This is a genomic window from Mesorhizobium sp. M7A.F.Ca.US.007.01.2.1, assembly GCF_003998165.1.
Taxonomy (GTDB): domain Bacteria; phylum Pseudomonadota; class Alphaproteobacteria; order Rhizobiales; family Rhizobiaceae; genus Mesorhizobium; species Mesorhizobium ciceri.
The window spans coordinates 1-20,128 of record NZ_RZQP01000072.1 but is presented as its reverse complement, the minus strand read 5'-3'; the positions used below and the strand labels follow the sequence as shown (position 1 = coordinate 20,128).

17 protein-coding genes are annotated in these 20,128 nt (G+C 63.7%); 9 read left to right on the top strand and 8 right to left on the bottom strand.

Translation table 11 applies throughout. The annotated features are described in order from the left end of the window. Window positions 1–20 precede the first annotated feature (20 nt). From EN949_RS15415 to EN949_RS15395, 5 genes are all read right to left on the bottom strand, one after another. Window positions 21–1,535, bottom strand: a complete 1,515-nt coding sequence (locus tag EN949_RS15415; RefSeq protein ID WP_063169679.1) for a malonyl-CoA synthase — start codon at window positions 1,533–1,535, stop codon at window positions 21–23. A 177-nt stretch (window positions 1,536–1,712) separates the two neighbouring features. Next, window positions 1,713–2,453: a GntR family transcriptional regulator gene (locus EN949_RS15410; RefSeq protein ID WP_024502152.1), complete on the bottom strand. Its 741-nt coding sequence runs from the start codon at window positions 2,451–2,453 to the stop codon at window positions 1,713–1,715. A 408-nt stretch (window positions 2,454–2,861) separates the two neighbouring features. Further along, window positions 2,862–3,539 (bottom strand): ribulose-phosphate 3-epimerase, encoded by a 678-nt coding sequence (gene rpe / locus EN949_RS15405; RefSeq protein WP_063169678.1) that lies wholly within the window; start codon window positions 3,537–3,539, stop codon window positions 2,862–2,864. Between the two features lie 222 nt (window positions 3,540–3,761). Beyond that, the gene (locus EN949_RS15400) at window positions 3,762–7,607 is read right to left on the bottom strand and encodes a DUF11 domain-containing protein (protein ID WP_127371718.1); all 3,846 of its coding nucleotides are present in this window, start codon (window positions 7,605–7,607) and stop codon (window positions 3,762–3,764) included. A 10-nt stretch (window positions 7,608–7,617) separates the two neighbouring features. Beyond that, a complete protein-coding gene (locus tag EN949_RS15395; RefSeq protein ID WP_032808071.1) occupies window positions 7,618–9,861 on the bottom strand; it encodes a hypothetical protein in 2,244 nt (747 codons plus the stop codon). A gap of 213 nt (window positions 9,862–10,074) precedes the next feature. On the opposite strand from EN949_RS15395, the gene dnaK reads away from it, so the two are divergent. The 9 genes from dnaK to EN949_RS15350 all read left to right on the top strand — a co-directional run bounded on the left by dnaK (window position 10,075) and on the right by EN949_RS15350 (window position 17,365). Further along, entirely contained in the window at window positions 10,075–11,991 is a 1,917-nt protein-coding gene (gene dnaK, locus EN949_RS15390) for a molecular chaperone DnaK (protein ID WP_024502156.1), read from the top strand. 212 nt (window positions 11,992–12,203) lie between these two features. Beyond that, window positions 12,204–13,334 carry a molecular chaperone DnaJ gene (gene dnaJ / locus EN949_RS15385; protein WP_013528587.1) on the top strand — a complete coding sequence of 377 codons (1,131 nt, stop codon included), beginning with the start codon at window positions 12,204–12,206 and terminating at the stop codon, window positions 13,332–13,334. Window positions 13,335–13,501: 167 nt separating this feature from the next. Beyond that, complete coding sequence (gene pmtA / locus EN949_RS15380) at window positions 13,502–14,107, top strand: phospholipid N-methyltransferase PmtA (RefSeq protein WP_013528588.1); 606 nt, start codon at window positions 13,502–13,504, stop codon at window positions 14,105–14,107. Window positions 14,108–14,271: 164 nt separating this feature from the next. Beyond that, on the top strand, window positions 14,272–14,868 hold the full coding sequence (locus tag EN949_RS15375) for an NADPH-dependent FMN reductase (protein ID WP_063169676.1): 597 nt from the start codon (window positions 14,272–14,274) through the stop codon (window positions 14,866–14,868). After that, window positions 14,865–15,563 (top strand): orotidine-5'-phosphate decarboxylase, encoded by a 699-nt coding sequence (pyrF, locus tag EN949_RS15370; RefSeq protein WP_013528590.1) that lies wholly within the window; start codon window positions 14,865–14,867, stop codon window positions 15,561–15,563. Before EN949_RS15375 ends, pyrF begins: the two co-directional genes overlap by 4 nt. Window positions 15,564–15,595: 32 nt before the next feature. Then, complete coding sequence (locus EN949_RS15365) at window positions 15,596–15,883, top strand: DUF1330 domain-containing protein (RefSeq protein ID WP_063169675.1); 288 nt, start codon at window positions 15,596–15,598, stop codon at window positions 15,881–15,883. A 245-nt stretch (window positions 15,884–16,128) separates the two neighbouring features. After that, entirely contained in the window at window positions 16,129–16,449 is a 321-nt protein-coding gene (locus EN949_RS15360; protein ID WP_013528592.1) for a metalloregulator ArsR/SmtB family transcription factor, read from the top strand. Next, a complete protein-coding gene (locus tag EN949_RS15355) occupies window positions 16,446–16,913 on the top strand; it encodes an SRPBCC family protein (RefSeq protein ID WP_027161172.1) in 468 nt (155 codons plus the stop codon). Before EN949_RS15360 ends, EN949_RS15355 begins: the two co-directional genes overlap by 4 nt. A gap of 41 nt (window positions 16,914–16,954) precedes the next feature. Then, window positions 16,955–17,365, top strand: a complete 411-nt coding sequence (locus EN949_RS15350) for a GFA family protein (RefSeq protein WP_013528594.1) — start codon at window positions 16,955–16,957, stop codon at window positions 17,363–17,365. A gap of 43 nt (window positions 17,366–17,408) precedes the next feature. On the opposite strand, the gene EN949_RS15345 is transcribed toward EN949_RS15350, so the two are convergent. From EN949_RS15345 to EN949_RS15335, 3 genes are all read right to left on the bottom strand, one after another. Further along, a complete protein-coding gene (locus tag EN949_RS15345; protein ID WP_127371717.1) occupies window positions 17,409–18,482 on the bottom strand; it encodes a D-alanine:D-lactate ligase-like protein in 1,074 nt (357 codons plus the stop codon). A 127-nt stretch (window positions 18,483–18,609) separates the two neighbouring features. Continuing rightward, window positions 18,610–19,491 (bottom strand): SMP-30/gluconolactonase/LRE family protein, encoded by an 882-nt coding sequence (locus EN949_RS15340; protein WP_127366208.1) that lies wholly within the window; start codon window positions 19,489–19,491, stop codon window positions 18,610–18,612. After that, window positions 19,488–20,128, bottom strand: a 641-nt coding sequence (locus tag EN949_RS15335) for a 2-dehydro-3-deoxy-6-phosphogalactonate aldolase (protein ID WP_245472411.1), incomplete at its 5' end; no start/stop codon positions are given. The genes EN949_RS15340 and EN949_RS15335, both read right to left, overlap by 4 nt.

Here is a 20,128-nt window from a genome sequence, read left to right as displayed (position 1 = left end):
CTGCCCCGGGCACCGCGCAACTATGATGCGTATATGTCCTTGTAGGTGTCGCGCAGCAGGTTCTTCTGTACCTTGCCCATGGTGTTGCGCGGCAGTTCATCGACGAAGATCACCCGCTTCGGATGCTTGTATTTCGCCACCCGTCCGGCGATGGCACCGAGAATTTCGGCGCCGGTGATCCGCGAAGACGGCGCCCGCACGACGATGGCGGTGACGCCTTCGCCGAAATCCGGATGGGCAACGCCGATGACGGCGCTTTCGCTAACCCCGTCGAGCGCATCGATCTCGCTTTCGAGTTCCTTCGGATAGATATTGTAGCCGCCCGATATGATCAGGTCCTTGCCGCGGCCGACGATGTGGACGTAACCGTCGGCGTCGATCGTGCCGAGATCGCCGGTGATGAAAAAACCGCCGGCGCGGAATTCCGCCTTGGTCTTCTCCGGCATGCGCCAATAGCCGCCGAAGACGTTTGGGCCCTTCACCTCGATCATGCCGACCTCGCCCTGCGCAAGCGCTGCGCCACTGTCTGGATCGGCGATGCGAAGCGTGACGCCGGGCAAGGGCAAACCGACGGTGCCGGCGCGCCGCTCGCCCTCATAGGGGTTCGAGGTGTTCATGTTGGTCTCGGTCATGCCGTAGCGTTCGAGGATCGCGTGGCCGGTGCGCTCGCGCCAGGCCTTGTGCGTCTCGGCCAGCAGCGGAGCCGACCCGGAAATGAACACACGGATGTTTTTCGCCGCCTCATGGTCCAGCCCCTCATCCTGCAGCAGGCGCACGTAGAAGGTCGGCACCCCCATCAAGGCCGTGGCACGCGGCAGCAGCGAGACGATGCGGGCCGGATCGAACTTCTGCTCGAACAGCATCGAGGCGCCGGCCATCAGGACGACGTTGGTGGCGACGAACAGGCCGTGCGTGTGGAAGATCGGCAATGCGTGGATCAGCACGTCGTCTCCGGTGAAACGCCAGTGCTCGACCAGCACGCGCGCGTTCGAAGCAAGGTTCTCGTGGCTGAGCATGGCGCCTTTCGAACGACCGGTGGTTCCCGACGTGTAGAGGATTGCCGCGAGGTCATCCGGCCCGCGCGCCACGTCATGAAAATCCGTCGGCAGCCGCGAGGCCTGCTCGGTCAGCGATCCCCGGCCATCGCGGCCGAGCGTGACGGTGACGGCGCCCGTCTTTTCCGCCAGCGCGCCGATGTCGGCCGCTCTTGCCGGATCGCAGACGACCAGGCGTGGTTCCGCGTCGCCGAAGAAATACTCCAGCTCAGCCAGCGTGTAGGCGGTGTTGAGCGGCAGGAAGACGGCGCCGGCGCGCAGGCAGGCGAGATAGAGCATGACCGCTTCCGGGCTCTTCTCGACCTGCACGGCAACGCGGTCACCGGGCTCGACATCCAGTTGCAGGAGCGCATGCGCAAGCTGCGCCGAGCGGGCCAGCATATCGCCATAGGTGATCGAGCGGCCATCATCGGTTTCCATCAGCAAGCGCGCTGGCGCCGGCATCCGGGACCGGAACGCATCGAACAGATGATTGCTCATGAAGACTTCCCTGGGGTGCTGCGGCGCTGAGCATGCGCCTGTCGCGGCATGCCTCGGCGGCGAGAGTTCGCGGTTCTTGGCCGCGCCGTCAAGCCCGCCGACAGCGGTTCACGCCGGCCGCGCCGACGCAGGTTGCGTGCAAGAAACGAGCACAAGAGACCCGCCAGGAAACGACTGCTATCGCCGAGCGCGTTTGCCGGCGATTTCTTTCGTTTCCTCGTCCTGCTCGAAGCGCTTCATGCACATGGCCGCAGTCAACCGGTAGTGGTTGAGCAGGGCCTCGACGGCACCGTCGGCATTGCCGTCGAGGGCACATTCGGCGATCAGACGATGCTCGCCGAAATCGTCGCGCTGGACGCCTTCGCCATCATTGGCCATTTGCCGGTAGCGATAGGCGTGATCGGAGAGCTGGTCGCAAAAGCCCACCAGCCATTGCGACCGGCAGGCCGAAATCAGCACCCTGTGGAAGATGCGATGCAGCCTCTCCCAATCGGGATTGAGCGAGAAGAGATTCTGCGGTGCCAGACGTGACGCGCGTCCCAGGCGATGCAGCGCCAGCACGAGCTGTTCTTCCCATTCGGCGGTGCGGTGGGTGATGGATTCGCGAAGCGCTCGCTCCTCGAGCCAGCAGCGGGTGCGCGTCAGCTCCTCGAGTTCCGAGGCGCTGACCGGCATGATGAAGAAGCCGCGCTGGTCGTGCCGGCCGAGAAGCCCTTCCGAGGCGAGGCGATTGAGGGCTTCGCGGACAGGCGAGGCGCCGGCTCCATATTTGGAGACCACCCACTCGACCCGCAGCTTGCTCTCGGCTTCAAGGACACCGCCGAGAAGATCGTCCCGCAATTGCTGATAGACCGTAGTGGCAAGCGTGCTCTTCGGTCCGGCAGCGTCGTCGTTCAGATTGGCAGCTCCGTATGTCAAAGCGACTCCTTGTCCCCAGGACTTGTCCCGGGCGATTCGAGTCCGAAAGCATTCGCCTTCTCGTACTTGTACCATACAGCGCGAAGATTCGCCTGCTCAAGCAGAAGATCACGTTATTGTACTTTAGCACAAAGGAATATGCGGCATTTCGGAGTTCAATGCTGTAATTCCGCGCTTTTTCACAACCTGCGGGCACTTAACATGTTTTGTATGCACGCAGGAGAACCTGTTCTTTTTGTTCTTTTGTATTCGTGCGAGATCAACTGTCTGCTTTGGGCATAGACGACGGAGCTGAAAACCGAATCAGGCAATCGCTCACATCCGATGCCGTTGCCCCAAAAGCTTCACAAACCCGCCCGGCACCAGAACCTTAGCCGGCATGCAGGGCTGACGCGGGAACACTGCTGGTCAATCGGCTGCCTTATCGGCTGCCGTCCTGATCGCCTGGATGTTCTGCCGATAAGCCTCGACGCTGCCGCCTTTGAAGATGGCGGCGCCCGCCACCAGCACGTCGGCGCCGGCAGCGGTGACCAGCGGCGCGGTTTCGGCTGAAACACCGCCGTCGATCTCGATTCGGATTGGCCGGCCTCCGATGAGGGCCTTGACCCGCTTCACCTTGTCGACGATCGCTGGGATGAAGGCCTGGCCGCCGAAGCCCGGATTGACGGTCATGATCAGGATCAGGTCGAGCCGGTCGAGCACGTATTCGACCACGCTTTCCGGCGTCGCCGGATTGAGCGACACACCGGCCTTCTTGCCAAGATTCCTGATGGTCTGCAGCGAGCGGTCAAGATGCGGGCCGGCCTCGGCATGGACGGTCAAACCGTCGCAGCCGGCCTCGGCGAAAGCGGCCAGATAGGGGTCGGCCGGGGCAATCATCAGATGGCAGTCGAAGAAGGCCTTGGTGCGGTTGCGGATCGCCTTGATCACTGGCGGGCCAAAGGTGATGTTGGGCACGAAATGCCCGTCCATAACATCGAGATGTATCCAGTCGGCGCCGGCTGCCGCTACCGCTTCGACCTCATCGCCGAGTTTGGAAAAATCCGATGCCAGCACCGATGGTGCAATCAGGGTCTTTCTGCTCATGGATGCGGCCTTTCCGAGTGTCCTTCTCGTTGGCCACCCTATCGACTGCCTAATGCGCCGCAGCCGACTTGTCGAGGGTGCAGGCGCGGTCGATGCGCAGGCTGGGACGCGTGCCGTTATCCGCGATCATGCTGCGGCCAATTCCCGCTTGTCCCCACAGCCGCGAAGAAAAACCCGCCGGATTGCTCCGGCGGGGTTTCTGGTCTCGTGTCGAGCAGGTGGTTATTGCTGCTGGAGCTTCAGGATTCTGTCTGGAACCTGGTCCTGCCGCTGTTCGACCTGCGGCCTGCGCCGTGGCAGCACCTGCTGCAGCAGCAGGCCGGGGTTCAGCTCCAGCGACGGTTGTCCGCGGACCGCCCGGCAGTTCGGGTAGCGCCCGATCGTGCCTTCCGGGCAGCGCCTCCTGATGATCGGCTGGCACTGGCCATCGATCATCTGCGAGCCCGGTGCGCATTCCACCTCCTGCCTGCGGCATGCGCCGTTGATCACCTCGGTGCCGCGCGGGCAGACACATTCGCCGCGCTTGTTGTGGACCTGGCCGCGTACGTCGCACTGCTCCTGCGTCGGCTGCTTGCGCCGGCAGGCATTGCCCCGCACCTCGGTACCCCTCGGGCAGACACAATTGCCGTCGGCGTCGTGGACCTGGCCACGGATGGTGCACTGGTCAGGCCTTGGCCGGATCGGGCGGCAGGCGCCGTTTCTGACCTCGTTGCCTTGCGGGCAGACGCAGTCTCCGTCCGCGTCGTGGACCTGGCCACGGATGATGCACTGCTCAGGCTTCGGCCGGATCGGACGGCAGGCGCCATTGCGCACCTCGGTCCCTCGCGGGCAGACACAGTCTCCATCGGCATCGTGGACCTGGCCACGGATCGTGCACTGCTCCGGCTTTGGCTGGATCGGGCGGCAGGCATTGCCCCTGATCTCGGTTCCCCTGGGGCAAACACAATCGCCATCCGCATTGTGGACCTGGCCACGGATAGTGCACTGCTCGGGCTTGTCGGTCCTGACGCACCTGCCGTTCTCGAGCCCGGTTCCGCGTGGGCAGACGCAGCGTCCGTCCTCGGTGCGGATCTGGCCCTCGAGCAGCACACAGCGTTTCGGCTGTTCCGGCTTCGGCACGATACCACCGCCCGGCGAGCACTGGCCGTTGCGGTAGGTGGTGCCTTCGGGGCAAACGCAGCGGCCGGCATCGTTCATGACGAAGCCTTGCGAGCATTCCTTCCTCGTCTCCTGGCTAATGGTGAAGGGATGGCAGGCATAGGCCTTGCCGCGATCGCCCTGCACATTGGTCTGATCGCCGCCAAGCACGTCGCCACCGCCCTGCACCCGTGTGTCGGGAGACAGCACGCCGACGCAATTCTGGCCGCTGACATTGCCCTGCAGATTGGCCAGGCGGCCGTCGTCGGGAATGACCACGGTGACATGGTGTACCCGGCTTTCGCCGGCGCCGAGCGTCAGGTTGGCAATGCAGGACGCAGGCAAGGTTGCCGGTTCCGGCGAGCAGCCGAAGGGCGGATCGATCGAGGTGATCTCAACGCCTTCCAGCCTGCCGAGCCCCTCCACGCCGATCGCATCGCCGATGCGGACCGGCCCGGAGAAGGCGGTCGCTCCGTCATTGATGATGGTGATCTCGAACGAGCAGGGTTGGCCGAGCCTGCATTCGCGGTCGCCGGTCTTTTCGACACGGATGGTCGAAGAACCGCCGCCCTTGGCGCAGGCCTGGCCAAAGGGATAGACGACGTCGTCGCCCGGCGCAGGCCCATAGGAGCCGCGCGCGCAGTTTTCGAACGCGCCATTCGCCGAGACCGTCACGTCGAAGTGGCGGCTGGTTCCAGGTGTCATGACGGCACCGGGAATCTGGCACGACAGCGCATTGGCCGGAACCGGTCCGCACGCCCATTCCGCGCCGTCGGGGGTGACGGTCTGGATCTGGACGGGCGCGCCGCCGGCCACCAGCGTGGCGGCATCGTTGACCCGTACCGGACCGGTGGGGGCAGCGGTGCCAAGGCTGATGACGGTGATGCGGCAAGAGACGACCGCGGCACCGGCGAGCGAGCCGTTGCACACCTTGGTGATGCGCAGGGTCGGCTTGCCGCCATTGGGATGACGGAAGCGTTCCTTGGCGCAGGCCTTGTTGTTGGTGAGGTCGTTTTCACCGGGGATGGGCTTCACCTCAGCGCAATTCTCGACAGTGTCCGACTGGTAGCCGGCCGGCATGACCGCCTTCACGAAGATCGGCGTCGAGGCGCCCGCAGGCAGCGAGATGCCGGCATTGTCGCAACGGAACTGGCCGGGGCCGTTCGGTCCGCATGTCCAGGGCGGGTTCGGGCCGAAGGTCGAGGACGACGGCGCGCCGCCCGGATAGCTGTCGATCACCGTCAGCGGTCCGTTATAGGTCGATGTGCCGTTGTTGATGATGTCGATCACGAAGGTGCAGATGCCGTCGGCCGAGCAGACCGGGACGCGGGCACGCTTCTTCAGGATCAGGTCGACCTTCTTCTCCACCGGCGGCCGGCAGTCGCGGTCACGGTCGCCGCGCCGGCAGATCGGGATCGAGGCACAGCCGCGATCGTTCGACTGGCTGCCGAACAGCGGCTTGCCGCTGGCGCCATAATTGTAGGTGGCGCAGTTGCGTAAAGCACCGCCTTGCCAGCCTCCGGCCGGCTTGAAGCCGAGCTTGAGGTCGACGGAGGCCCCCGGATTGAGCGTGGTCACCGGATGTGTGCAGGTCATCGGGGTGGTTCCGGGTACGCAGACCCAGGGTGGATTTGGCCCTGAATCGAGCGTCGAGCCGGCCGGCAGCGTCACCTCGTCGAGCACGATCTTGCCGTGGTAGGCACCGGTGCCGACATTGGTGACCCTGATGGTGAAGTCGCAGCCGCCGCCCATCGTGCAACGCGTCACGTCGGCGCGTTTCTCGACCTTGAGGTCCGGCTCCTTGTCCCTGGGCGGGCACCTCTGGTCACGCGGGATGACGATGTCGATCGTCTGCGTGCAGCACAGGCCCCAGCCTTCCTTCGGACCGGCATAGGTTTCGATGCCGGTGACGATGAGGTGGATGACGTCGCCGGGCGAGGCACCGACGATCTTCCAGTTGAGCACACCGCCGCCCGCCGGCACCAATTGGGTATCGGGGATGATATTGATGCCGGGCGTGCTCGTCGACACCTGCACCCACTTGCCGCCCATCTCCGGGCCGACCGGCATGTGGTAGATGAAGGCGCCGCCGCCGGGCACGCAGTCGACCGTGCCGCGTTCCACCTTGAAGCATTCCTTGCCCGGAGGTGGCGGTGGCGGATTGCACTTGGTGACGTCGATCTTGATCGAGGTCTTCACGCCGGTCTTGAAGTCACCGTCGTCGGGCTTGCCCGGATCCTGCGACGGGATGATGGTCCCGGTGCCCGGTCCGGCCGTCACCTTGATCATGCCCTGGTTGTCGACGATCGTCGGCGCGGGAAATGCCGCACGATCGATCTTGGCCGTGATCGCGAAGTTGATCACACGCTCGTTGGCAGCGCCGACGCCGTCGAGATCGGACGTGGAGATGCGGAAGTCGGAAACCGTGGCAGTATCGTTCGGATTTGCCGAAGTGCTGATCGTTGCACCCGGCAGTGGTCCGCCGGACGAATCCGTGCCGTCGCCGGACACGTTGACGTTGATGATCGCAAGGCCGTGCGGAAGCTGGTCCTTGAAGTCGATCCTGACCTTCTTCAGCCTGGCCTCGAGGCTCGGGTCGACAAGGCCCTGCGGATCGCCGCGCAAGCCGAAGCTCAGCGAGTAGACGACGTAATCGCAGCCTCTTTGAGTGCCTGTCTTGGTGAAGAAAGGCACCACCTGGTCAGGCCTCGGAGTGACGACGCGCGAACTGTCGAGATCGAGCTTCAGCTCCGGGGTGATCGAGGCAGCGTCTTCTGCAAAGCCTTGCACCGGGGTGAACATGGCGACCGCGATACCGGCCGCCATCAGCCAGCGCGCGCCGCGCCTGGCGTATGACAGGGGTTTCATGATCGTCTCCATGACGGTTGTTTGGGCGTTCGTTGCGAGCGGGGAGAGTGCGAGATTTTTCATCTTCCCCTCCTCAACGTTCGCAGCTGGCGGCTGGGGTTCTGAGCGGCAAAGTCATCTTGCAGCAAGGGTAATAGCCACCCTTGTCCTTGTCGGACTTCCTGTAGAAGCAGAGCCCGACATCGACTGTGTCGCCCGGATAGTGGCCGGTGATGTCGATCGTGTAAGGCTTGCCGGGCGCATGCGACTGGGATGATGTCACCCCGACGCCTGGCGTCCTGGACTGGACCTTGATCGAATCGCCGCCGAAGCCGGCATGGTCATGGAGATAGAGATCGGCCTCGAGGCCGGAAGGCGTGCAGTAATACTGGACGTCGTCGACGTCGAGACATGGAGGCAGGTTGCCGGGTGGTGGGAAATCCGGCGGGTAGAAGGGGGGCAGGTAGCCGCCCGGGATTTCCTCGTAATAGCCGGCGCGGCCCTCGCAAGGGTGCCAGACGGCAACATCGCCGACATGGCCCTCGACCTCCGGGTCTTCGAAATAACCGTCGAAGTCGACGAACCATGAGCCGAAGGGCGGCACATTGGCCGGCTTGACCAGCTCTTTCGGCGTGATCTGCACACCGTGTACGGCCAGCGGCCCGCCGGCTGCGAGCTGTTCGGCGAGTGAAGGATTGTCGCGCAGCTTGTCGCCCGTGTTGACCAGCGTCTGCGTGCAGACGGAGCTGTCGAGATTGCCGTCGGCGTCATAGCCATATTGCAGGTCGAGGCCGCCGGCCGACTGCCGGTTGCCTTGGGGGAAGCCGACCGCATATTCCTGCGGCACTTCGACCCAGACCGATTCCGTTTCCGGATCGTCCGGGTTCTCCCGGAAATAGCGGATGACCTCGCCTTTACCGGAATCGGCGAACTGGCTGTAATCGTAACGGTTCTCGACCGGACCGCGCTGGGCCAGGTACATGAAGCCGCTATTGTCGAAGGCGATGTCGGTGACGGCGTAGTCCTTGTCGGCCCTGACCGTCAGTTCCCAGCGCGGGTCACCGGCAAAACTGCCGTCGCGGGCGATGCCCACCGACCAGATTTCCGACTTTTCGCCGACCGAATAGTAGAGCCGGCCGCCATGGTAGGAGACACCCCAGACGCGGCGCTCGTCCTGCGTGTAGCCCCAGCTGTCGGGGTCTTCGCTATCGAAGGCGGCACCTTGTATGTCCATCACCGAACCATCGTCGGCGACGGGAGCGAGCCCATGCGTGGGCCGGCCGGCAACGCCGTGATCGAAGCTGTCGATCAGTCTGCCTTCGGCGTCGATGCGATGGATCAGGCCGGTGTCGAGATCGGACGCAAAGAACTCGCGGTGAGTGGCGTCGAAAGTGAGATTGCCGATGCCGGGACCGCTGTTGGTGTCGATGTCGGCGAATTTGGAGACCTGGCCGGTGATGCCGTCGATCTTCCAGACGGTGCCCGGCCCGCCACCGTTTTCGGTGCCGAACTGGCCATCCATGAAGGTGGCGCCGGCAGCGCCGCGGCGCTGCCTCTCGGGGCGGCCGTCATCGTCGGCATCCGGGGTGACGATACGGATGCCGTGCAGCGAGGTGGCGCCGGCATAGAGATTGGGAATGCCCGATGGAACGCCGTCGCGCACGCCGTCATCATAGGTGACGCCGAACACCTGGCCGATCTGCTCCGCCGTCACCTCGAAGGGCGGCGGCGTGTTGACCAGCTGGCCGGAGGCTGGGCCGCCCAGATGCGAAACGTCGAACACGCGCAAGGTGGCGCGCGTGGGGTCGATGAAGGTTTCGTCGACCGGATCGACGCCGGGCGGCAGGCCCTCTTTTTCGGAATCAGGGGGGTCGAAATTGGGAATGATGGTGCCGGAGAATCCGGTCACCGCCATCGAGCCGGGATAGATGATCCGGGTTTCCTGCGCCTGCGCGGCGCCCAGCCACAGGCCGAGTGCCAGCGCCAGCAACCCGCCTGGATGCACAGCACGGCGCAAGCCGCCATCAAGAGACGACACGAACGAGCCGCGGATGCGAGACATGACACTACCCCCCGTAGTCGACGGGAGAACGTCGGGGCTGGCCGCGCAAATCAGGGCAAGGCGCGGCGGTCCGGCTCGTTCTTCCCTGATCGAATTGTCTGCTTTCCTCAAGACGACGATACGCCTGGTCTTACGCAGGGTCAACGGAATCAGCGGAAAGCCCAGCGCATCGACCCCGTCCCGAAGGCGGTGGTCGCGCCGAGCTCCTGTTGTTCCCGGAGACCTCAGAGCCTCTGGGTTATTGGTCATGGGGGCTTCCTTTCCGGGCCGCACCATGCGGCACCTGGAGATCAGTCGCGGGCGGAGATGGAAAGGTTCATGGAAGGCCTGCGCAGAATGCTTGCGCGCGATGCCGCCTGTTCTTATATACGCGCCAAGCCGTTCGGCGCCGGAATGCCGGTTGCCGGAACGGGATTTCTTGTGAACAGGGGCTTTCGTCGGAACGCCTGTACGGGTCCTGAGAGCCTGCTTAGCGGAGAGACTAGAGAAATGGCAAAAGTAATCGGTATCGATCTCGGCACCACCAACTCCTGCATCGCCATCATGGATGGCAAGGAGCCCAAGGTAATCGAGAATGCGGAAGGCGCGCGCACGACGCCTTCCATCGTCGCCATCTCGGGCGACGACGAACGTCTGGTCGGCCAGCCGGCCAAGCGCCAGGCGGTCACCAATCCTGAAAACACCATCTTCGCGGTCAAGCGCCTGATCGGCCGCCGCTATGACGATCCGGTGACGGAGAAGGACAAGAAGCTTGTCCCCTACAAGATCGTCAAGGGCGACAATGGCGATGCCTGGGTCGAAGCCGGCGGCAGGAAGCAGTCGCCCTCGCAGATTTCGGCCATGATCCTGCAGAAGATGAAGGAGACGGCGGAAGCCTATCTCGGCGAAAAGGTCGAGAAGGCGGTCATCACCGTTCCGGCCTATTTCAACGACGCCCAGCGCCAGGCGACCAAGGATGCCGGCAAGATCGCCGGCCTTGAAGTGCTGCGCATCATCAACGAGCCGACCGCGGCAGCGCTTGCCTATGGCCTCGACAAGAAGGAAGGCAAGACCATTGCCGTCTATGACCTTGGCGGCGGCACGTTCGACATTTCGGTGCTTGAAATCGGCGATGGCGTGTTCGAGGTCAAGTCGACCAATGGCGACACCTTCCTCGGCGGCGAGGATTTCGACATGCGCCTGGTCGAATACCTGGCGGCCGAGTTCAAGAAGGAACAGGGCATCGACCTGAAGAACGACAAGCTTGCCCTGCAGCGCCTCAAGGAGGCGGCTGAAAAGGCCAAGATCGAGCTGTCGTCGACCACCCAGACCGAAATCAACCTGCCCTTCATCACCGCCGACGCGACCGGGCCGAAGCACCTGACGCTGAAGCTGACGCGCGCCAAGTTCGAGCAGCTGGTCGACGACCTCGTCCAGCGCACGATTGCCCCTTGCAAGGCGGCGTTGAAGGATGCCGGCCTGAAGGCGGGCGAGATCGACGAAGTCGTCCTGGTCGGCGGCATGACCCGCATGCCCAAGATCCAAGAAATCGTGAAGCAGTTCTTCGGCAAGGAGCCGCACAAGGGCGTCAATCCGGATGAGGTCGTCGCTCTCGGCGCCGCCATCCAGGCCGGCGTGCTGCAGGGCGACGTCAAGGACGTGCTGTTGCTCGACGTGACGCCGCTGTCGCTCGGCATCGAGACGCTGGGTGGCGTGTTCACCCGCCTGATCGAACGCAACACGACGATCCCGACCAAGAAGAGCCAGGTGTTCTCGACGGCCGAGGACTCACAGTCGGCAGTGACCATCCGGGTCTTCCAGGGTGAGCGCGAAATGGCCGCCGACAACAAGGCGCTCGGCCAGTTCGACCTGGTCGGCATTCCGCCGGCGCCGCGCGGTGTACCGCAGATCGAGGTCACCTTCGACATCGACGCCAACGGCATCGTCAACGTTTCGGCCAAGGACAAGGGCACCGGCAAGGAGCACCAGATCCGCATCCAGGCATCGGGTGGTCTTTCGGACGCCGACATCGAGAAGATGGTCAAGGACGCCGAGGCCAATGCCGAGACCGACAAGAAGCGGCGTGCGCTGGTCGAGGCCCGCAACCAGGCCGAAGCGCTGCTGCATTCCTCGGAGAAGTCGCTGAAGGAATATGGCGACAAGGTTTCGGAAGGCGAGCGCACGGCGATCTCCGACGCGATCGCGGCGCTGAAGACCGCGACCGAAGGCGACGACGCGGCCGACATCGAAGCCAAGAGCCAGGCGCTGGCCGAGGCTTCTATGAAGCTTGGCCAGGCCATGTACGAGGCTTCGCAGAAGGAAGCGGCGGAAGCCGACGCCAAGGCGGACGCCGCCAAGGACAGTGACGTTGTCGACGCCGATTTCGAGGAAATCGACGAGGACGACGACAAGAAGAAGTCGGCCTGAACCGTTTGACGGCAAGATAAAGCGAAAAGCCCGGCGAAGGCCGGGCTTTTTTGCAACCCCTTGCAGAAAAACAGCGGGCCTTGCTGAAAAAATGCAGGCAAAGCCGCGTCGACACTGGCATCCCCCTCCCATCGCACCTAAATCGAAGCGTCAGTGCCGGCAAGAGACGCAACAATGCTTCAAGACGTTGAGCATCCGGACAGCGGGAAAAAATGAAAGCTGATTTCTACGAGACGCTGGGCGTGCAAAAAGGCGCCGATGAGAAGGAGCTCAAGAGCGCTTTCCGCAAGCTCGCCATGCAGTTCCATCCCGATCGCAACCCCGGCGACCATTCCTGCGAGCACAAGTTCAAGGAAATCAACGAAGCCTACGAGACGCTGAAAGACCCGCAGAAGCGCGCGGCCTATGACCGCTTCGGTCACGCCGCCTTCGAACAGGGCGGCATGAATGGCGGGGCCCAGGGCTTTGGCGCCGGCGGCTTCGCCGACATTTTCGAGGACATTTTCGGCGACATGATGGGCGGGCGCCAGCGCCGCTCGTCGGGCGGCCGCGAGCGCGGCGCCGACCTGCGCTACAACATGGAAATCACCCTGGAAGAGGCTTTTGCCGGCAAGACCGCACAGATCCGGGTGCCGGCGTCGATCTCGTGCTCTGAATGTTCGGGCAGCGGCGCCAAGCCCGGCACCCAGCCCGTCACCTGCTCGATGTGCAACGGCCACGGCAAGGTGCGCGCCACGCAAGGCTTCTTCTCGATCGAGCGGACCTGCCCGCAATGCCAGGGGCGCGGCCAGACGATCAAGGACCCGTGCCCGAAATGCGCCGGCCAGGGCCGCGTCACCGAGGAGCGTTCGCTGTCGGTCAACATCCCGGCCGGCATCGAGGACGGCACCCGCATCCGCCTTGCCAATGAGGGCGAAGCCGGCCTGCGCGGCGGGCCCTCGGGCGACCTCTATATTTTCCTGGCGGTCAAACCGCACGAGTTCTTCCAGCGCGACGGCGCCGATCTCTATTGCAAGGTGCCGATCTCGATGACGACGGCAGCCCTTGGCGGCTCCTTCGAGGTGACGACGCTGGACGGCACGCAGACCAAGGTCAAGGTGACCGAAGGCACACAGAACGGGCGCCAGTTCCGCCTCAAGGGCAAGGGCATGCCTGTGCTGCGCCAGCCCAATGTCGGCGACCTCTACATCCAGACCGCGGTCGAGACGCCGCAGAACCTGACCCGGCGCCAGCGCGAACTTCTGGAGGAGTTCGAACAGCTCTCCTCGCAGGACAATTCGCCTCAATCGAGCGGCTTTTTCGCCCGTATGAAGGATTTCTTCGAGTCTTTCGGCGAGCGTTGATGCACTTTGGCCCGCGTAAGCCGATTTGCCACGCGTAAATCCTTGAATCGCGTCACCCCTTGAGACGCGACGAAAATTATCTTATCCACGACATGCGTCCGGCCGCGCCTTGCCTAGCACCGCTCAGGTGCTAAGTAACTTTGCGGGGAGCGCTGAGGAGAGCTTGCATGACACGTGGCCCTGGACTGCGGAAGGCGCTTGTCGAAAAGTTCGACGACGAACTCAAATTCTTCAAGGGCTGGATCGACAAGCCGAAGACGGTTGGCTCGATCGTGCCGACCAGTTCGATCACCGCGCGCAAGATGGCCTCGATCGTCAATCCTAAATCCGGCCTGCCAGTGCTCGAGGTCGGTCCCGGTACCGGCGTCATCACCCGCGCCATCCTCGCCCAGGGCGTACGCCCCGAAAACCTCTACGCTGTCGAATATTCCACGGATTTCGTTCGTCACCTGCGGCGGCTCTATCCCGGCGTCAACGTCATCGAGGGCGACGCCTTCAACCTCAACGCCACGCTTGGCGACAAGAGCGGGATGATCTTCGATTCCGTCGTTTCGGGCGTGCCGCTGCTCAACTTTCCGGTCGCCCAGCGCATCGCCTATATCGAGAGCCTGCTCGACCGCATCCCGGCCGGACGGCCGATCGTGCAGCTGACCTATGGCCCGATGTCGCCGATCCCACCCGGCCGCGGCAATTATACGGTCAAACATTTCGATTTCATCCTCCGCAACATTCCGCCGACGCAGCTGTGGATCTATCGCCGCGAAGCGCACTAGTGAGAAGGGAATAAGGCAATAGGGGAGTAAGGGAGTAGGGATGAAGGGTTCCATTTCCAGGCTATTTTCTACTCCCATATTCCCTACTGCCCTATTCCCCTATCCTATCCAGCCGTTGATTTGAGCCGTCCTTGGCTGTACCTGTCCGGGAACAAGGGTGGCCAATGGCAGTGATCCCGAAAATCCTCGTCTTCGCCGGCTCGGTGCGCAGCGGCGCCTATAGCGGCAGGGCCGCCGACGTGGCGCAAAAGGAACTCGCCATGCAAGGTGCCGAGGTGACCCGCATCTCGCTCGCCGAATACCCCCTGCCGATCATGGACGAAGACCTGGAAAAGGAAAAAGGCGTTCCCGAAAACGCCCAGAAACTCGGCCGTCTCATCATGGCCCATGACGGGCTGCTGATCGCCACGCCCGAATATAACGGCTCCATTCCGCCGCTGCTCAAGAACACGATCGACTGGGTGAGCCGGGTGCGCAGGGATGGTGGCCGGCCAGTCAGGCCGCTGGCCGGCAAGGTCGTTGGCCTTTGCTCGTCCTCCAACGGGCACTTTGCCGGTATCCGCTGCATCAACCATCTGCGCGCGGTGCTGGTGCGTTGCCAGATGGAGGTGGTGACGCCGGAATGCTCGGTGCCCGACGGCGGTGACGCCTTCGACGAGGATGGAAATTTCCGTGACGAAAGACTGCACAAATCGATGGAGCACCTATGCCGCACGCTGATCGAGACCTCGCGCCTGCTGTCCACCCGGATCGAGGCATGATCGCCAATAGCATGCGCGACCGGCTCATCGTCGGCCTCGACGTGCCGACAGTGAAGCAAGCCGAGCAGGCAGTGCGCGAACTCGACGGCATCGTCTCCTTCTACAAGATCGGCTACCAGCTTGCCTTCGCCGGCGGGCTCGACTTCGCCAGGGAGCTGGCCAGCGGCGGCACCAACGTCTTCCTAGACATGAAGCTGCTCGACATCGACCACACGGTGGCCAAGGGTGTCGAGAACATCGTCAAGATGGGCGTGACCATGCTGACCATTCACGCCTATCCCAAGGCTATGCAGGCCGCCGTAGAGGCGGCCAGAGGCAGCGACCTTTGCCTGCTTGCCGTCAGCGTTCTGACCTCGATGGACGAGCAGGACATGATCGACGTCGGCTATGAGTACGATCCGCATACGCTGGTGCTTAGGCGCTCGGAACAGGCGCTGCATGCCGGCATGGGCGGCATCGTCTGCTCGGCCGCGGAGGCCGAGGCGGTGCGCCGGATCGTGGGACCCGACATGGCGGTGGTGACGCCCGGCATCCGGCCGGCGGGCAGCGACCATGGCGACCAGAAGCGTGTGGTGACGCCGGGCCAGGCGATTCGCAACGGCGCCAGCCACCTCGTCGTCGGCCGTCCGATCATTGCTGCGGCCAACAAACGGGAAGCGGCCGAAGCCATCCTCGACGAGATGCGCTCGGCCTGAGATTTCCAGGAACAAGTTCGGAGACCAAGAAAATGCCCAAAGGATATTGGATCGCTCGTGTCGATGTGCGCGACGCGGAAGGCTACAAGGACTATGTCGCCGCCGCCAAACCTGCCTTCGAGCGCTTCGGGGCGAAGTTCCTGGCGCGCGGCGGCGAGTACGAAAAGGCCGAAGGCCCCGGCCGCGCACGCAATGTCATTATCGAGTTCGAATCGCTGGCTGCCGCACACGATTGCTACCATTCGCCGGAATACCAGCGCGCCGCCGCCATTCGCCAGAAGGTCGCCGACGGCGAAATTGTCCTGGTCGAGGGCGCCTGAGGTCCCCTGCAAGCATAGTTCCGGTTTTAGCCGGAGACGTGCTCAAAATCGGATAGAGCCTGGCGGCGTTTGAAGCCCCGCAGGCTCATTTTACATATCTTTGCTCCGCGATTTCACGGTGATCTGCCTGGCGCAGTTGCCAGGTGCGGAGCCGTGCCGACGAGCGGTCATTCAACGCCGGTCGGATTGCCGGTTGACATGCAGGTATTTACCTGCATATTATGCCTTACAACAGAGTGAGGCAGATGGACGCCGACAAGGTTTTCAAAGCGCTGGGCGACCCGACACGCAGAAGGCTGCTTGACCTTCTGTGCGAGCAGAACGGGCAGACGCTCGGTCAGCTTTGCGATCATCTGGACATGGCCAGGCAATCCGCCACCCAGCACCTCGACCTGCTGGAGGCGGCCAACCTGGTGAGCACGGTCAAGCGCGGCCGCGAAAAACTACATTTCATCAATCCCGTGCCGCTGCACGAAGTCTACGAGCGCTGGGTACGGAAATTCGAACGGCAGCGGCTCAGCCTGCTGCACGACCTGAAGCAGGAACTCGAAGGAGAAGACCAATGACCACCAGAGAGACCACGAGCTTTGTCTACGTGACCTATATCCGCTCGACGCCGCAGAAGGTGTTCGAGGCGATAATCAAGCCCGAGATCGCAAAACGCTACTGGGGCCACGAGAATGTCTCCGACTGGAAGCCGGGTTCGAAATGGGAACACATCCGCGCCAATGACGAACGGACTGTCGAACTCGTCGGCAAGGTCGTCGAGATTTCGCCGCCGACCCGCCTCGTCATCACCTGGGCGAACGCTTCGCAGGCGGACGATCCGTCAAAAACCAGCCGCGTGACGTTCGCCATCGAGGAATACGACACCATGGTGCGGCTGACCGTCAGCCATGACGAGCTCGAGGCCGGCAGCGGCATGGCGAAGGGCGTCAGCCAGGGTTGGCCGGCGGTGCTGTCCAGCCTGAAATCCTTCCTCGAAACCGGCAGCGGCATCGATATTTTCGCCAAGCCGAAATCGGCCTGATGTTGCGGCCTCGAGCAGAATCAGACCCGTGGAGAATGACAATGACCAAGCGCTATACCGGCGGCTGCGCATGCGGCGCGATCCGTTACGAGACCAATGACGAGCCTATCTTCCAGAACCACTGCCAATGCAGCGATTGCCAGAAGCGCTCAGGCACCGGCCACGGATCCTACCTGACCTTCGGCCAGCGTGCCGATATGGCCATTACCGGGGAGGTGAGCACCTGGCGCGTGGCGGGCGCCAGCGGCAATGAAAAAATCCACACCTTCTGTCCAACCTGCGGAACGCCGGTCTTTCTGATATCCGTCGCCATGCCGGAATTCATAGCGGTCCATGCGGCCAGCCTCGACGATCCGGAACAGTTCAGCCCACAGATGGTGACTTACACGAGCCACGGCCATGCCTGGGACAAGATGGATCCCGCCTTGCAGGCGGTCGAGCGAATGCCGTAGTGAAACGCGTCCGCCGGTCGGCCCGCGATCTGCCGTAGCGCCTTCAGGCGCGATGCTCTTGGCCGATCAGCCGGCTCGCCGCTGTCTCGGCTATGGCATCGGCAAGCTCGATGCCCCATTGCTGGCGGCAATAGGCGCGGAAATCGAAGCAGGGCAGGCCGGGGCAGACCTCGAACTCGATGAGGTGGACGGTGTCGTCGGCCTCGACCCTGAGATCGATGGAAAACACGTCGCGCAGGCCGAGCCCGCTCATCAGCCGCCCGGCGATCGCACGAATCCTGGCGTCGGCGGCCGGCTGGCTGTCGGCGACCGCGACGAGCTCCGGCTCGGCGTAATGTCCCGCCGCTTTCGCTGCCTCGCCAGTGTCGCCGTAGAGCGCCAGGCTGTCGGCCATGGTCTGGAAATCGGCGCCTGAATCGACAAAGGCCACGCCAAGCACTTCGACTCCCGCGCCCGGCATCAGGCTAAGGAAACTGGCGCGCACGTTGCGGCCGGCGACGTAGGGCTGGACGACGACATCGTCGCGATAGGCCGAAAAGACGCGCCGGCTGAGCTCCAAAGCGTGGGCGAGATCGCTGCAGCGCGACTCCGGCCAGATGCCGATCTTGGCGCCGAGCCGGTTGGGCTTGACGAACCAGCCGGCGGGCGAGGCCGGCGGCTCGACCAGCCATTGGCCGTCACGCGCGAGGCCAGCCTGTGGCACCGGCAGGCCGAGCGCGCCGAGCACGGCGCCGGAGCGGAACTTGTCCTGGCAGAGCGCGAACAGCGCATCGTCGGCGCCGATTGTCTTGAAACCGCCCAGTCGCGCCAAAGCGGGCGCCGCGCCGCCGCGGAAATAGGCGATGCCGTCGGTCAGCGTCCAGACCAGCGTTGTGCTGGGATGCTCGCCGGCGAGCACGCTGGCAGCGTCGTCGAGCGCCACCGGCGCGAACGACAGGCCGCGTGCCTGGCAGGCACGGCCAAGCACCTCGAATTCAGGAGCGAGATCGGTCGACTGCGCCAGATAGGACGCGATTTCGGTTGCGCGCTGCGGCGCATGGCCGTCGGCGACCAGACGGTCGAAACAAGCCTTTTCCGGCTCATGGATGAGTATCAGTTTCGGCTTACGGCTTGGCATGGGATGAACGATTCCCGGCGGTACGATCACCTACCATCGCATGGTCGAGACGTCAGGCTCTCGCGAAACCGACACGGTGCGGGCGGTGGCGTGACAACGCACCGTCCGACCGTAGAATCCAGTTCGATCAGGCGATCAGCACGCGCGGCTCGAAGCGGCCGTTGACGGGAATATCGAGCAGAAAGGTCATGCCGCCCTGCAGATCCAGCAGACGCTGCTTCTCATCCTTGCCCGACCAGGCGGAGGTGACCGCCAGCCGGTCGGCCTTGGCGCCGACGAAGGCTGGGCAGGATGGCTGCGTCACCGGCATGGCGACCGTGCGGACGAGCTTGCCGTCGGGTCCGTAGGCTTCGATGACGCTGCCGCCCCAGACGGCGTTCCACAGGATGCCGTCGCGGTCGAGCACCGACCCGTCGACATAGCCCTTGGCCGAGCGGTGGTCGACGAACAGCTTGGGCTCACCGGCAGGCAGACCGGTCGCCGGGTCGCAGGCGACGCGCATCAGCATCCCGGTCGAGGTGTCGGTGTAGTAAGCGATCGCCCCATCCTCGGTTAAACAGATCGAATTGGAGACGGTGATGTCCGAAAACAGCTGGCGCAGTTCGCCCTTGAAAAACCAGTAGATCGAACCCGCGCCTTTTTCCTCGCCCTTGCCCATGGTGCCCATCCACAGGGCACCACAGGGATGGACGCGGGAATCGTTGGAGCGCGTGACCGGATTGTCGGCCTCGACAGGCGTGTGCAGCGTCAGCTTGCCGGTCGCGACATCGCGGACATAAAGGCCGGTCTCGGCGGCGATCAGCTGGCGCTTGTCGTCGATGACGGCGATGGCGCTCGCCATTTGGCCAAGCTCATGGACGGTGGTCGCGCCGCCGGACAGCCGCTTTTCCAGAAGCTGGCTGTTGACGATGTCAAACCAGTAGAGCGTATCGGTGGCGGGATCGTAGCTCGGCCCCTCGCCGAGCTGGCAGACGTGATCGGAAAAAACCGAAACGATCGCTTCGCTCATCCTGCTTCTCCGAACACCGCATCCCAGGCCGCGACGGCAGCGTGCGCACGCGCGGCCACCTCGTCGACGCTCATGCCCGGCTTGAACAGGCTGGAGCCCAGACCAAAGGCGGTCACGCCGGCAGCCTTGTAGCCGGCAAAATCTTTTTCAGAGACACCGCCGACGGCGCCGACCAATGTCTGCGCCGGCAACACCGCGCGCATCGCGGAAATGCCGCCGGCGCCCAGCACGCTCGCCGGGAAGAATTTCAGGGCCGAGGCGCCGAGCTTGATCGCCAGGAAAGCCTCGGTCGGCGTGAACACGCCGGGCATCGTCACCATGCCGTAATGCATGGCGCGCGCCATCACCTCGGCATCGATGTTGGGACTGACCAGAAGCCGCCCTCCGGCCTGGTGCAAGCCATCGACATCGGCCGGCGTCAGCACCGTGCCGGCGCCGACCAGCGCCGTTTTCGGCAGCACTTGGACGATGCGGGCGATCGACGAGAACGGTTGCGGCGAGTTGAGCGGCACTTCGATCGCCTCGATGCCGGCGTCGAACAGCGCCTGGCCCATGGCCATCGCCTCGGTGGGCTTGAGCCCGCGAAGGATGGCAATCAGGCCGCGCTTGAGTTTTGGAAAGGGTGCGGTCTGGCTCC

Coding starts and splice junctions, on each gene's coding strand:
- EN949_RS15415 (WP_063169679.1), bottom strand. CDS start 1,535: ATGAGCAATCATCTGTTCGATGCGTTCCGGTCCCGGATGCCGGCGCCA.
- rpe (WP_063169678.1), bottom strand. CDS start 3,539: ATGAGCAGAAAGACCCTGATTGCACCATCGGTGCTGGCATCGGATTTT.
- EN949_RS15400 (WP_127371718.1), bottom strand. CDS start 7,607: ATGAAAAATCTCGCACTCTCCCCGCTCGCAACGAACGCCCAAACAACC.
- EN949_RS15395 (WP_032808071.1), bottom strand. CDS start 9,861: ATGGTGCGGCCCGGAAAGGAAGCCCCCATGACCAATAACCCAGAGGCT.
- dnaK (WP_024502156.1), top strand. CDS start 10,075: ATGGCAAAAGTAATCGGTATCGATCTCGGCACCACCAACTCCTGCATC.
- dnaJ (WP_013528587.1), top strand. CDS start 12,204: ATGAAAGCTGATTTCTACGAGACGCTGGGCGTGCAAAAAGGCGCCGAT.
- pmtA (WP_013528588.1), top strand. CDS start 13,502: ATGACACGTGGCCCTGGACTGCGGAAGGCGCTTGTCGAAAAGTTCGAC.
- EN949_RS15375 (WP_063169676.1), top strand. CDS start 14,272: ATGGCAGTGATCCCGAAAATCCTCGTCTTCGCCGGCTCGGTGCGCAGC.
- pyrF (WP_013528590.1), top strand. CDS start 14,865: ATGATCGCCAATAGCATGCGCGACCGGCTCATCGTCGGCCTCGACGTG.
- EN949_RS15365 (WP_063169675.1), top strand. CDS start 15,596: ATGCCCAAAGGATATTGGATCGCTCGTGTCGATGTGCGCGACGCGGAA.
- EN949_RS15360 (WP_013528592.1), top strand. CDS start 16,129: ATGGACGCCGACAAGGTTTTCAAAGCGCTGGGCGACCCGACACGCAGA.
- EN949_RS15355 (WP_027161172.1), top strand. CDS start 16,446: ATGACCACCAGAGAGACCACGAGCTTTGTCTACGTGACCTATATCCGC.
- EN949_RS15350 (WP_013528594.1), top strand. CDS start 16,955: ATGACCAAGCGCTATACCGGCGGCTGCGCATGCGGCGCGATCCGTTAC.
- EN949_RS15345 (WP_127371717.1), bottom strand. CDS start 18,482: ATGCCAAGCCGTAAGCCGAAACTGATACTCATCCATGAGCCGGAAAAG.
- EN949_RS15340 (WP_127366208.1), bottom strand. CDS start 19,491: ATGAGCGAAGCGATCGTTTCGGTTTTTTCCGATCACGTCTGCCAGCTC.